The organism is Methyloversatilis sp. RAC08, from assembly GCF_001713355.1.
Taxonomy (GTDB): Bacteria; Pseudomonadota; Gammaproteobacteria; order Burkholderiales; family Rhodocyclaceae; genus Methyloversatilis.
Window position 1 is genome coordinate 3,760,061 of sequence record NZ_CP016448.1, and the last position, 12,948, is coordinate 3,773,008.

The following is a 12,948-nucleotide window of genomic DNA, read 5'->3' on the forward strand; positions in this document are numbered from 1 at the left end:
ACAGCCATGACCTATGTCGTGACCGAAGCATGCGTGCGCTGCAAGTACACGGACTGCGTGGATATCTGCCCGGTCGAGTGCTTTCACGAGGGCCCCGAGTTTCTGGTCATCAACCCGGACATCTGCATCGATTGCGGCGTGTGCGTCAGCGAATGCCCGGTCAGCGCGATCTATGCGCAGGACGAACTGCCACCGGGCCAGGAGGTGTTCATCGAACTCAATGCGCGGCTCGCCGCGCAGTGGCCGGTGATTGCCGAGGCGCACGAACCGCTTGCCGATGCCCAGGCCTGGGCGGAAGTGAGCGAGAAAAGGCAGTACCTCGACGCCCTTCAGGGCGCATGAAGAAGCGGTGGATGGGCTGGGCAGGAGACAGGCTTCCGAAACAACAACCGCAACAGCATTTCGTCGTTTTTCATTGAACTGACAGGGAGAGGTGAACGCCATGAATGCACTGAATGCAGGTCTTGACCGATTGGCCGCCGCATCGCGCATGTTCGCGCTGGGCATGTCCATCGCGGTCTGTGCGCCGGCTGCACTGGCCGAGGTGATCACGGTGGGAATCGGTACGCAGAACACGACGACCAATACCGTGACCGGCGGCATCGTCATCAAGGAACTGGGCCTGATGGAGAAGCACCTGCCGAAGACCGGCAAGTACAAGGACATTCAGTTCAAGATCGAATGGCAGAACTTCACCTCGGGTCCGCCGGTGACCAACGGCATGGTGGCCAACACCCTGCAGATCGGCATGATGGGCGACTATCCGCTGCTGGTGAACGGCGCCACCTTCCAGGCAGGGCCGGAGACTAAGAGCAGGCTGATCGCCCTGATCGCCTACAACATAGACGGTGCCGGAAACGGCATGGTGGTGCACAAGGATTCACCCTATTTCCAGCTGTCCGACCTCAAGGGCAAGAAAGTGTCCGTGCCGTTCGGGTCTGCTGCGCACGGCATGCTGCTCAAGGCGATGGAAGACCGCGGGTGGACGTCCGACTACTGGGAACTGGCCAGCCAGAGCCCCGAGGTCGGCACGTCGAACCTGCAGGAAAAGCGCATCGACGGCCACGCCGATTTCGTGCCGTTTGCCGAACTGCTGCCGTACCGGGGCTTTGCGCGAAAGATATTCGATGGCGTCGAGACCAAGGTGCCGACCTTCCACGGCGTGGTGGTGCGCGAGGACTTCGCGAAAAAGTATCCGGAATTCGTCGTCGCCTACATCAAGGCGATGATCGAAGCCAACGACTGGGTGCGCAAGAACCCGGTCGAGGCGGCCACGAAGATCGAGCAATGGACACGCGTCGAGAAGGAGGTCGCCTACATGTTCCTCGGCCCGAGCGGTGTTCATACGCTGGATCCCACCATCAAGCCGAAGTGGGTCGAAACGGTGAAATACGACCACGGCGTGCTGAGCCGCATGGGCCGCGTGAAGGAGTTCGACGCTGACGCGTGGGTCGACGAAAGCTACGTGATGCAGGCTTACAAGGAACTCGGGCTGGACTACGCGGCGCAGAAGGCCGGCTATTCGAGCTACGAGATTTCGGGCACCGACCCCTTGTGCGGCGGCAGCATCACCGCACCGCGCGAAGCGGGCGAGGTGTGGATCGAGGGCGGGGCGCTGACCGCCTACAGATCGGCCAACTGCACGCTGGCGGCAGTCCGCAAGGCGACCGAGGCCGGTAAGAAGGTCGGTGTGGCCTTCGTGTTCGATCAGACCTTCAAGATCAAGCTGTTCGCCGACAAGGCTTACTACTCGCTGGTCAGCAAGGATGGTGTGACGCAGATCGTGCCCTTCCTGCTGAAGAAGGATGCCGAAGCGCACGCCGCGGCCAATGGTGGCAAGGCGGGGCTCTATGCCGACGCACTGGCCGTCGCAACGGTAAGGAAGTGAGTCATGGGAACCGCTATCAGGATTCAGCCCGCGGATGACGTGCGGTCGTTCGCATCGGAGCAGGACGAAGGTGCGACAGCGCAGCGTGAGGTGCCGGTCGTGCCCGCCGTCAGGCGCGCGGAACGGTCCGAAGCAGCGGCTCCCGTGGGCAAGCTCAGGTCATCGGCACTCTGGCGCCTGATGCGCAGCGAAGGGCCGGCGATGCTGCTGGCCCTCGTTTCGATCGGCCTGCTGATCGGCTTCTGGTACCTGGCAACCGCCTATCGCTGGGATTTCTACATCCGCTTCACGCACATCCCGGGGCCGGTCGAGGTGTACCAGGATGCGCTGGCCCTGTTCGGCGATCCGAAGTTCATGACCAACATCATGATCAGCCTGCGACGCATCATGATCGGCTTCGTTGTCGCCACGCTGCTGGGCGTGGCCTTCGGGCTGCTCATCGGCCGCTACCGCGCGGTGCGCGGGCTGCTGTTTCCCGCCATGGAAATCCTGCGACCGATCCCGGCCATCGCCTGGGTGCCGATGTCCATCATGCTGTGGCCGACCACCGAAACCAGCATCGTGTTCATCACCTTCCTCGGTGCCTTCTTTCCCATCCTGCTCAACACCATGCACGGTGTGGCGACGATGGACAGCGTGCTGGTGCGCGCGGCGCGCTGTCTGGGGGCCAACGAGTTCGCGCTCATGACCCAGGTGGTGCTGCGCGGCGCGATGCCTCACATCTTCACCGGACTGTCGGTGGGCATGGGTGTGGCGTGGGTATCGCTGATCGCCGCGGAAATGATTTCGGGGCAGTACGGCGTCGGCTACTTCACCTGGGAAGCGTATTCGCTGATCGAGTATTCGCACATCGTGATCGGCATGCTGGTCATCGGTGTACTGGGTCTGCTGTGCAGCGGTGCCATCCGCCTGCTGGCCCGGCTCGCCATGCCCTGGCAGGTATCCGTCGGAAAGGAGAACACGCGATGAACGCCGCTTCCGTCCCCGGCAAGGGGCATATCGAAATCCGCGATGTCTGCGTGCGCTTCACGCAGAACGGCGTGCCGCTCGATGCGGTCAGCGACGTGTCGCTCGACGTCAAGCCGGGGGAATTCGTATCCATCGTCGGACCGTCCGGATGCGGCAAGTCGACCTTGCTCAACATCGTTGCCGGTTTCCTGAAGCCGGATCAAGGCATCGTTTCGGTCGATGGCTCGCCGGTCGGCGGACCAGGGGCGGACCGGGGCGTCGTGTTTCAGCAGTATTCGCTGTTTCCGTGGCTCAGCGTGCGGCAGAACGTCGAATTCGGTCTGAAGATGAAAGGCGTCAGCCGTAGCGCCCGCGAGACGAAGGCGCGCACCTTGCTCGGTCTGGCCGGTCTGCTGTCCTTCGAAAACCACTTTCCGGAGCAGTTGTCCGGCGGCATGAAGCAGCGCGTCGGCATCGTGCGCGCGCTGGCCACCAGCCCGCAGGTCATGCTGATGGACGAGCCTTTCGGCGCGCTCGATTCGCAGACGCGCGTGGTGATGCAGGAAATCCTGACCAATATGTGGCAGCAGCTCCAGTTGTCGGTGCTGTTCATCACCCACGACATCGAAGAGGCCATCTTCCTGTCGGACAAGGTGTATGTGATGACGGCCCGGCCCGGACGCGTTAAGTCGGAGATTCCGGTGTTGCTGCCGCGTCCGCGCACACCCGAAATGACCTCGTCGCCGACATTCCTGTCGCTGCATCGACAGCTCAAGGCCCTGATACGCGAAGAAAGTCTCGCGGCCATGGGCGGCGAACTGAAGGAGGGCGGGCTGGCCGGGCACGACTGGCATGTCGGCACCGAAGGTGTCGGAGCGATGCTGTGAGTGCGCTGCCACGCGCCGTCACGGTACATGGTGCGTCGCGCCTGTTGCGTATCGAGTGGGACGACGATACTGAAAGCTCACTGCCCCATGCACTGCTGCGCGCGCGCTGCCGCTGCGCCTTCTGCACGAAGGCGGCGCGCGCCGGTGCGCCGCCGCAGGATTGCAGCGAGGTCGCGCTGACCGAGGCGCACGTAATGGCTGGCACCGGCCTGAATCTGGTTTTCTCCGACGGGCACCGGCGCGGCATCTATCCGTGGGCCTATCTGCGAGAACTGGGAGCGCCGCGCGAAGCCGGGGAGGTCGTATCGTGAAAGTGCGGGTCGCGGCGAAGCGGGCGACTGATCACAGCGTCACCATCCAACGGGATGCCGACATCAACTGACCCGTCGCGCACCGCCCGTGGGCGCAGTACCTGTGGGAGCGGCGATCCACTGCCGGCCCTGCATGGCCGGCCGGCTCTGCGAGCGGCGAGCAATGCTCGCCGAAACCCCCGCTCCGCCCTCGCCGCGATAGGCACTCTGCACGATGGCCATCGCTGCACGATCGCGGCGAGGCCGCCGCTCCCACAAGGCCGGCATGCCAGGCATCGCGCGTGCGACGCGACCTGGTCTGGCGTCAGCCGCCCTTCAGCGCCAGCGCCGACAGCTTTTCCAGCAGGCCCTTCAAGCGGTCATGCTCATGCAGCCCGTTGATCCACGCCTGCGGAACGGCATGCATGCCGCCCTGCGCGCCGAGCAGCGCGCCGAGCACGACGCCGCGGTGGCAGTTGTCGCCGCCCAGTCGTGCGTTGGACATCAGTCCGGCGCGCAGGTCGGACCCGTATTTCACGGCGAGGAAGAGCGTCGCCGGCAGTGAATCTTCCAGATAGCAGGCCGGGCTGAACTGGGCGCCGACGACTTCGTCGTCCGGCCGCGTGCGGACCCAGGAACGGTAGGGCCAGGTCAGCGCGGTGTGTGCAGCGCCGCCCGCGCGCTCGATGGCATCGTCGACCGGCACGCCCTGCAGCAGGAAATACATCAGGTCGGCAAACACCTTCGCTGCCTCGGCTGCAACCGGCCCCTTGTGCGTCAGCTCGATGTGCGACGCCACGGCTTCGTGCATCGCGTGGCGGTTGGCCGCATGGAACAGGATGAGCGGCGTCAGCGTCGCCAGGCCGCCGATGTGGATGTCCTCGATGCCGCAGTCGCCCAGTTCGCGGCCTTCGGCGTAGTGCCTGAAGAAGGCGCGGTGGTACTCCTCGACGTAGGTATCACCATGCGTACCGGGCGTCAGCATGAAGTCGAGATAGCGGCGCGCAAAATCATCGCGGTCGTACTGGCCGCACTCGACCAGCGACTCGGCCAGCAGTGCGGCGAGCCGGATGTTCAGCGTGTTCTCGCCGGCGTGCAGGAACTGGTGGTAATGGATGCCGCGCGGCCCACCCCAGAAGCGCGCCTGGTCATGCAGGATGTCGTCGGTCGCGTCGGTGTGCTGGTACTTGCTGCGCCACAGGATGCTGTCCGGGTGCGGATTGTGCGGCGCCATGTAGTGGTCGATCTCGCCATAGTCGACGGCGATGCGGCTGCGCGTGTAGTACCAATGCACCGGCATGGCCAGTGCGTCACCGATGAAGCTGGCCCACCAGGCCGCTTCGAGGCGCGAGTGATCGATCATGGTTGCTGCTCCTTGTGGACCGTTGTGCGTTCAGGCATTTCGCCGGCCGGATGGTTGCATGATGCTGACCGAGCGTCGACGAAGCAGCGCGGCGACGGTGATGCACAGGGTCAGCCACGCGGAGCCGGATGCAAAGCCGGCCATCACATCGCTCGCGTAATGCACGTGCAGCACGATGCGGCTCAGCGCGGTCGCGAGCGCAATCGCGACGGCGGTCAGCAGCAGCGGCAGATGCCAGCGCGCCGGCAGCAGCTGCATCAATATCCAGGCGGCCATGCCATAGGCCACCAGCGTGCCCGAACTGTGTCCGCTCGGAAAACTCCAGCTGGTTTCCCAGGTCTGGCCGTGTTCGTGCAGGGGGCGTACGCGTTCGAACACCGCTTTCAGCGATCGATTGAGCAGCGAATTGCCGCCGATGGCAGCCACCAGGGCAGCGGCGAGCAGGCGCTCTCTACCCGCCAGCAGCGCTGCCGCACCCACGATGCACAGCGCAGTCAGCACGACGGTGTCGCCAAAGTGCGTGACGCGGGCGAATACCCGCAGCGTGCCGGCGGACTGATGCGCTGCCATGGCGTCGGCCAGCGCATGGTCGAAGCGCACCAGTCGGCCGTCGCCGGACACCGCGGACGCGATGGCGGCGAACAGCAGCAACGCGCACAGCAGGCAGACGATGCCGGCCGTCGCGATCTGCCAGGCCGTGCGGGCGCGGGCAGGCCACAGTCGGCGGGCGCTGGTGTGGCCTGCGATGGCCAGCGCGAAGGCGACACCGAGCGCGCCCAGACAGAGCGGCACCGCCTGCTGGGCGATGAAGACGGCCATCTGCTGCGGATCGGCAAGAAGGGCGTTCATCGATGGCTCAGTGATGCGCATCCAGCGGCAGCGCGCTCAGCGCACCCGGCTCGAAGCGATCGCTTGCCGGGCAGTAGTCCCAGCGCTCGACGATCGCAGCGCGCGCGCCATGCAGCGTGATGGCGCGGATCAGATTGACCGAGTTTCCGGCTTCCGGTCGCGTGCGCTCCGACACGGCGGTGCCGGCCTGCACGGCCCACGCGGTGCGCAGGCCGTCGCCGTCCAGCCGGCGCACGAAAGGCAGATGAATGTGCCCGCCCAGAACGAGATCGGCGCCGGCGGCCCGCCAGCGGATGACCGCCTCGCGATGACCATGCACGCGGTTGTGCTTTTCGTCCGGTCGGCTGACAGCCACCGGGTGATGCAGCATGACGATGCGCAGCGCACCGGCCGGTGCGCCATCGAGCGCGTGCGCGGCGGCTTCGATCTGGTCGGTCGACAGTTCGCCGTCGACATGGCGGTAGGCGCGCGTCGAATCGACGCTGACGATGCGCACGCCTTCGGCATCGAAAACTGCATCGTGCGCGGCGCCGAAGACGCGTCGATAGCTGCGGTAGGGCGTCAGCAGACGTTCGAAAAGATTGAACAGCGAAATGTCGTGATTGCCAGGCAAAGTGACCCGCCCTGCAATGCCCAGACTGTCGACGAAGCTGCGTGCTGCGGCGAACTGGCGGGCGCGCGCACGCTGCGTGATGTCGCCCGACAGCAGCAGCACAGCAGGCTTTTGCGCCTGCGCCAGCCGGCGCAGGGCGTCACACACCGGCGGGCGTTCGACACCGAAATGGGTGTCGGAAATCTGCATCAGCAGTGTGCTCATGCCGTCGGGCCGCGCGGCACGATCAGATTCAGCGCGTTCGGCAGCGCTTCGAAATGCAGCGGGGTATTCATCCACGCCACTTCGCCGTCGGTCGCAACCTTGATGTGCCTGCGTCGCCGTGAAGTCAGGTTCAAGGTGCGGAAACTGAAATTGACCACGCGGTCTGCGTCACCCAGCCTACCCAGCGCGCCGCGCACCAGCAGCCACAGCATCGCCAGCTTGCCGGTCGGGCGCAGGGTGATGCCGGCCAGCCTGCCGCGTGCGAGGTCCGACGCCTCGGGCACGCCAAGCTGCTCCAGTTGCAGGCGGTTGTTGCCGACGAACAGGGTCACCGTGCGGACGGTGCGTCGCGCGCCACCGTGCTCGATGTCCAGCGTCAGTCGGCGATGCTCGCGCAGCAGCGTCAGCAGACCGGCCCAGAAGGCGACGAGGCGGCTGCGGCCGAGCTGTCGTTTCCATTCCTCGCGGTTTTCCAGCAGCGCCGGATACAGGCCCAGACTGGCATTCACCAGGAACACCCGGTCATTCACGCGACCCACCTGCACCGGCCGCACCTCACCGTCGAGCAGCAGTTGCAATGCGGCTTCGGTGTCGGCCGGAATGCCGTGTTCGCGGCTGAAGTAGTTGAACGTGCCCTGCGGCAGCACGCCGAAGGTCAGTCCGCTGCCCAGCAGCGCCTGGGCGACCGTGTTGATCGTGCCATCGCCGCCGGCCGCAACGACGATGCCGCCTGCGGCACGCGCCTGCGCGACCGCCCGCTGCGCTACTGCAGCCAGATTCTGTCCGGCGCCAGCCTCGAAAACATGGTGTGCGCGCCCGGCCCGGTTCAGCACCGAGGCGATGGTCTGGCGCGTCTGTGCGCTGTCGCTGATGCCCGAGGCGGCATTGAGCACGATGAACAGCGGCGCTTTCTGCGACGCGAGGGAGGAAGGCATCAGGTGCACGCGGAGCGGGCCGGAACCCGGAAGCGTCCCATCATAGGCAAGCGCGCGCAGTAGTTAAGCCGGACGATTCCGACAGGCGCCGGCGTGCGGCCTCGTATGCCTGCAGCGCGGACAGCGCCAGGTCGAGCCGGGGTGTCGGCACGGCCCACTGTCCGGCACGCCGGACCAGATCGCCGAGCACGTGATCCGCTTCGGTCGGTGCGCCGCGCAGCACGTCGCGCAGCATCGATGCCGTCAGGGTCGAGCCGGCTTCGGTCAGCTGGGTGCGATAGCCGGCGAGACGATCGACCGACGGTGCGTGACCGCCGGCTGTCGCGATCGCTGCGCTTTCATCCAGCATGCCTTCGATGAGGCTGCGACCGGCGCGCGTATCGAGAATGTCGCCGATCGATGCACGCATCAGGCAGGTGGCGCCGGCCAGCACGCTGATGAAGACCAGCTTGTCCCACATGTCCTGTTCGATGCCGGCCGATACGGTGTAGTCGGGCGACATGCGCGTGACCAGCGCACCCAGCCAGTCGAGTGCAGGCGGGGCCGGATTCGTGCGCGCGCCGATGATGAGGCGCTGTGTCGCGTTCAGGTGGCGGATGGCACCGGTCTCGTCCACCGTCAGCGCCAGATGCGCAACGCCGCCGGCCACGCGTGCGCGACCGAAGCGCGCATCGAGTTCGTCCAGGTGTGCGATGCCGTTGAGCAGCGGCACGACGACGCTGTGCGGTCCGACCGCGGGTGCGATGGCATCGGTCGCCGATGCGAGGTCGTAGGCCTTGCACGACAGCAGCACCAGATCGAAATGATTGCCTTCGGCCACCGCTGTCAGCAGTTCGGGCGTTACCTGGACGTCGCCGAGCGGACTCCAGACGCGCAATCGCGTGTCGCGCAGTCGCTGCGCGCGGGCCTCGCGCACCAGAAAGCTGACGTCTGCACCGGCCTGCTGCAGCCGCGCGCCGAAATATCCGCCGATGCCGCCGGCACCGAGTATCAGTATGCGCATGAGTGTGCTCCAGTCGATCCCTCTGCCCGAATGTACGCGCTCAGCCGGTCAGTTTCTTCATCAGCTCGCGCACGCCCGCCACGCGGGCATCCAGGTCGACGCTCGAGCGCTTCCACGACAGCCGGTCCTGGCCGGCCAGCTTGAAGTTGCGGTCCTTCTGCACGAGCTGGATGATGCGGATCGGTTCGATCGGCGGGTTGGGCACGAAGGTGACCAGGATCTGCGTGTCGTGCGCGTCGATCTTGGTGATGCCGAGCGGCTTCGCGGCGATGCGCAGGCGGTGGGTTTCGAGCAGGGCGCGCGTCTGGTCCGGCATCTGTCCGAAGCGGTCGACCAGTTCTTCGCGCAGCGCCGACACTTCGTCGGTCGTGTCGCAATTGGCGAGGCGCTTGTACAGCGTCAGGCGCTCGTGCACGTCCGGGCAGTAGGCGGTCGGCAGCAGCGCCGGCGTGTGCAGATTGATTTCCGACACGATGTCCAGCGGTTGCGTGAGGTCGGCGTCTTCGCCCTTCTGCAGCGATTTGACCGCGCTCTTGAGCATGTCGGTGTACAGGTTGAAGCCGATTTCCTGCATTTCACCGGATTGCGATTCGCCCAGCACCTCGCCCGCACCGCGAATTTCCAGATCGTGCATCGCGAGATAGAAGCCGGAACCCAGCTCTTCCATCATCGTGATGGCTTCCAGCCGGCGGCGGCCCTGTTCGGTCGGTTTGGCGTGCGCGTCGGTCAGCAGGTAGGCGTAGGCCTGGTGATGGCTGCGCCCGACCCGGCCGCGCAACTGGTGCAGCTGGGCCAGACCGAAGCGGTCGGCGCGGTTGATGATGATGGTGTTGGCGTTCGGGTTGTCGATGCCGGTTTCGATGATGGTCGTGCACAGCAGCAGGTTGTGCTTCCGCTGCGTGAATTCGCGCATCACGCGTTCCAGCTCGCGCTCGGGCAGCTGACCGTGGCCGATGACGATGCGCGCCTCGGGCAGCAGGTCGGCAAGACGGGTGCCCATCTCTTCGATGGTGTCGACCTCGTTGTGCAGGAAATACACCTGTCCGCCGCGCTTGAATTCGCGCAGCACCGCTTCGCGGATCAGCCCGCGCGACCACGGACTGACGAAGGTCTTGATGGCGAGGCGCTTCTGCGGCGCGGTGGCGATGACGGAGAAGTCGCGGATGCCTTCGAGCGACATGGCCAATGTGCGCGGGATAGGCGTCGCCGTCAGCGTCAGCACGTCGACCTCGGCGCGCAGTGACTTCAGCGCTTCCTTCTGACGCACGCCGAAGCGGTGTTCCTCGTCGATGATGACCAGGCCCAGGCGCGCGAACTTCACGTCCTTCTGAAGCAGGCGGTGGGTGCCGATCAGTACGTCGATCTTGCCTTCGGCCGCTTCCTTCAACGCCTGCGTCTGTTCCTTCGCGCTCTTGAAGCGCGAGATTTCGGCGATGCGCGCCGGCCATTCGTGCGCCACCTGGGCGAAGCGGTCGCTGAAGGTCTGGTAGTGCTGCTCGGCCAGCAGCGTGGTCGGCGCGAGGATGGCGACCTGCTTGCCGTCGGCCACCGCGACGAAGGCGGCGCGCAGCGCGACTTCGGTCTTGCCGAAACCGACGTCGCCGCACACCAGGCGGTCCATCGGCCGGCCGGACGTCATGTCGCCGATCACCGCGGTGATGGCACCCATCTGGTCCGGCGTTTCCTCGAAGCCGAAACCTTCGGCGAAGGCGTCCATGTCGTGCTGCTTGAAGCCGAAGGTGTGGCCCTTGCGCGCCGAGCGCTGCGCGTACAGCGCCAGCAGTTCGGCCGCGGTGTCGCGCACCTGCGCGGCGGCGCGCTTCTTCGCCTTGTCCCACTGACCGGAGCCGAGCTTGTGCAGGTGCACCTGGTCGCCCGGCGCACCGCTGTAGCGGCTGATCTGGTGCAGCTGCGACACCGGCACGTACAGCTTGTCGCCATCGGCGTATTCCAGATGCAGGAATTCGGTTTCGCCTTCGCCCAGATCCATGTGGGTCAGGCCTATGTAGCGCCCGATGCCGTGCTGCAGATGCACCACCGGATCGCCGATCTTCAGCTCGGTCAGGTCGCGCAGGAAGTTTTCGGCGGTGACCTTGCGGCCGTCGCGCTTGCCGCGCGAACGTGCCTGCGTCGGATACAGCTCGCTTTCGGTCACCAGCGCAATCGCGGGCGATGACAGCGCGAAGCCTTCGATCAGTGGACCGATGGCGACGGTCAGCGCGGTGTCTGCGGCGATGGCGGCGTCGAAGCCATCGACCGGCGCGCTGGCCAGCCCGTATTCGGCGAAGTAGTCGATCAGCGTTTCGCGCCGCCCGGCCGATTCGGCGATGACCACGACGCGCTGCGCCGCGACCGCGGCGCGAAGGCGATGCAGCGGGTCGGCCGCCTTGCGCTCGATGCCCAGTTCCGGCAAGGCCGCCGCACCCGCCGACACGTCCGGCGCGCCGCGTCCGAGGCGCACGATGGCGCGATTGGCGAGCGACACGTGGAACTGCTCTTCCGACAGGAACAGTTCGCTCGGCGGCAGGATGGGCCGCGCCCGCTCACCCTTCATCAGGTCGAAGCGGCTTTTCGTGTCGCGCCAGAAGTCGGCGATCGCGTCATTCACCTCGGCGTCGAGCGCCACCAGCGCGTTGGCCGGCAGGTAGTCGAACAGCGTGTCGGTGTGTTCGAAGAACAGCGGGATGTAGTACTCGATGCCGGCAGTGGGCACGCCGTTCGACACGTCCTTGTAGATGACCGACTTCGACGGATCGCCCTCGAAAGCTTCGCGAAAGCGCGAGCGGAAGGCCGTGCGCGCCTTGTCATCCATCGGGAATTCGCGTGCCGGCAGCAGGCGGATTTCCTTGGTCGGGAACACGGTGCGCTGCGTGTCCACGTCGAAGGTGCGGATGCTTTCCACTTCGTCGTCGAACAGGTCGATGCGGTAGGGCAGGGCGGCGCCCATCGGATACAGGTCGACCAGCCCGCCGCGCACGCTGTACTCGCCCGGGGCCACCACCTGGGTGACCGGACCGTAGCCGGCCACGGTGAGCTGCAGGCGCAGGCGCTCGACGTCGAGCTTTTCGCCCTGCTTGACGAAAAAGGTGTGCGCGGCGAGATATTCGCGCGGCGCCAGCCGGTACAGCGCGGTCGAGGCCGGCACGACCAGCACGTCCAGTTCGCCGCGCATCAGCGCATACAGCGTCTCCAGCCGTTCCGACACCAGGTCGTTGTGCGGCGAGAACTGGTCGTAGGGCAGGGTTTCCCAGTCCGGCAGCTGGAAGCTGCGCAAGGACGGCGCGAACCAGCGCAGTTCGTCGAGCAGGCGCTGCGCGTCCATCGGCCGTGCCGCGACGACGACCAGCGGTGCGCCGGTGTCTTTCGCAAGGCCGGCCAGCGCCAGCGCCTGGGCGCCGCCGGGTAGCGGCGGCCAGTCGATGCGGCTGGCCGGGCGCGGGCGCGGCAGCGGGCGCAGAAGTGAGTTCAGCAGGGAGGGCGATGAAGTCATGGGCGGGTAGAGCGCCGCGGTACGCCAAGGTTCGCGCACCGCGAAAGAGCGGAAAGACACCGGGCGGCGAAGGGCGTGATTATCGCGGAAACGGTTGCCGGACGTCTCACTCGTACTCGTCGTATTTGCGCGCGTCGCCACGTACCCGTTCGGCGGGGTACTTGTCGCGGTTGATCTGCATCTTTTCGGCGATGGCGGCGGGCAGGTCGATGTCCAGCGTATCCGCCAGCCGCACCAGATACACCAGCGTATCGGCCAGTTCATGGCCGACCGCCCGCCTTTTGGCGTCAGGCAGTTCGTGGCCGGTGGCCAGCCACTGAAAGTGCTCCATCACCTCGGCGGCTTCGATGCTCATGGCCATGGCGAGATTCTTCGGGGTGTGGAATTGCGCCCAGTCGCGTTCATCGACGAACTGGCGGATCAGGTTGCGCAGTGACAGCAGGTCGGCGGTGTCGTCCATGGTGTGCGGGGCGATGGT

General features: G+C 66.0%; 12 protein-coding genes. 5 read left to right on the forward strand and 7 right to left on the reverse strand.

What is annotated here, in order from left to right:
* Positions 1 to 6: 6 nt before the first annotated feature.
* From fdxA to BSY238_RS17110, 5 genes are all read left to right on the forward strand, one after another.
* Entirely contained in the window at positions 7 to 342 is a 336-nt protein-coding gene (fdxA, locus tag BSY238_RS17090; RefSeq protein WP_069040203.1) for a ferredoxin FdxA, read from the forward strand.
* A gap of 100 nt (positions 343 to 442) precedes the next feature.
* Positions 443 to 1,888, forward strand: coding sequence for an ABC transporter substrate-binding protein (locus BSY238_RS17095; RefSeq protein ID WP_069040204.1), 1,446 nt, complete (start codon positions 443 to 445; stop codon positions 1,886 to 1,888).
* 3 nt (positions 1,889 to 1,891) lie between these two features.
* Positions 1,892 to 2,857 (forward strand): ABC transporter permease, encoded by a 966-nt coding sequence (locus BSY238_RS17100; RefSeq protein WP_083224088.1) that lies wholly within the window; start codon positions 1,892 to 1,894, stop codon positions 2,855 to 2,857.
* Positions 2,854 to 3,723 (forward strand): ABC transporter ATP-binding protein, encoded by an 870-nt coding sequence (locus BSY238_RS17105; protein ID WP_069040205.1) that lies wholly within the window; start codon positions 2,854 to 2,856, stop codon positions 3,721 to 3,723. The genes BSY238_RS17100 and BSY238_RS17105 overlap by 4 nt, the downstream gene beginning before the upstream one ends.
* Positions 3,720 to 4,034, forward strand: coding sequence for a gamma-butyrobetaine hydroxylase-like domain-containing protein (locus BSY238_RS17110; RefSeq protein ID WP_069040206.1), 315 nt, complete (start codon positions 3,720 to 3,722; stop codon positions 4,032 to 4,034). Before BSY238_RS17105 ends, BSY238_RS17110 begins: the two co-directional genes overlap by 4 nt.
* 304 nt (positions 4,035 to 4,338) lie before the next feature.
* On the opposite strand, the gene BSY238_RS17115 is transcribed toward BSY238_RS17110, so the two are convergent.
* From BSY238_RS17115 to BSY238_RS17145, 7 genes are all read right to left on the reverse strand, one after another.
* Entirely contained in the window at positions 4,339 to 5,376 is a 1,038-nt protein-coding gene (locus BSY238_RS17115) for an ADP-ribosylglycohydrolase family protein (protein ID WP_069040207.1), read from the reverse strand.
* Positions 5,377 to 5,406: 30 nt separating this feature from the next.
* Complete coding sequence (locus BSY238_RS17120) at positions 5,407 to 6,225, reverse strand: phosphatase PAP2 family protein (protein ID WP_069040208.1); 819 nt, start codon at positions 6,223 to 6,225, stop codon at positions 5,407 to 5,409.
* Between the two features lie 7 nt (positions 6,226 to 6,232).
* Positions 6,233 to 7,042 (reverse strand): metallophosphoesterase family protein, encoded by an 810-nt coding sequence (locus tag BSY238_RS17125; protein WP_069040209.1) that lies wholly within the window; start codon positions 7,040 to 7,042, stop codon positions 6,233 to 6,235.
* Positions 7,039 to 7,977, reverse strand: coding sequence for a diacylglycerol/lipid kinase family protein (locus BSY238_RS17130; RefSeq protein WP_069040210.1), 939 nt, complete (start codon positions 7,975 to 7,977; stop codon positions 7,039 to 7,041). The genes BSY238_RS17125 and BSY238_RS17130 overlap by 4 nt, the downstream gene beginning before the upstream one ends.
* A gap of 40 nt (positions 7,978 to 8,017) precedes the next feature.
* The gene (locus tag BSY238_RS17135; protein WP_069040211.1) at positions 8,018 to 8,980 is read right to left on the reverse strand and encodes a ketopantoate reductase family protein; all 963 of its coding nucleotides are present in this window, start codon (positions 8,978 to 8,980) and stop codon (positions 8,018 to 8,020) included.
* 40 nt (positions 8,981 to 9,020) lie between these two features.
* Positions 9,021 to 12,470: a transcription-repair coupling factor gene (gene mfd / locus BSY238_RS17140; protein ID WP_069040777.1), complete on the reverse strand. Its 3,450-nt coding sequence runs from the start codon at positions 12,468 to 12,470 to the stop codon at positions 9,021 to 9,023.
* A gap of 106 nt (positions 12,471 to 12,576) precedes the next feature.
* Positions 12,577 to 12,930 (reverse strand): nucleotide pyrophosphohydrolase, encoded by a 354-nt coding sequence (locus tag BSY238_RS17145; RefSeq protein ID WP_069040212.1) that lies wholly within the window; start codon positions 12,928 to 12,930, stop codon positions 12,577 to 12,579.
* Between the last annotated feature and the right edge of the window lie 18 nt (positions 12,931 to 12,948).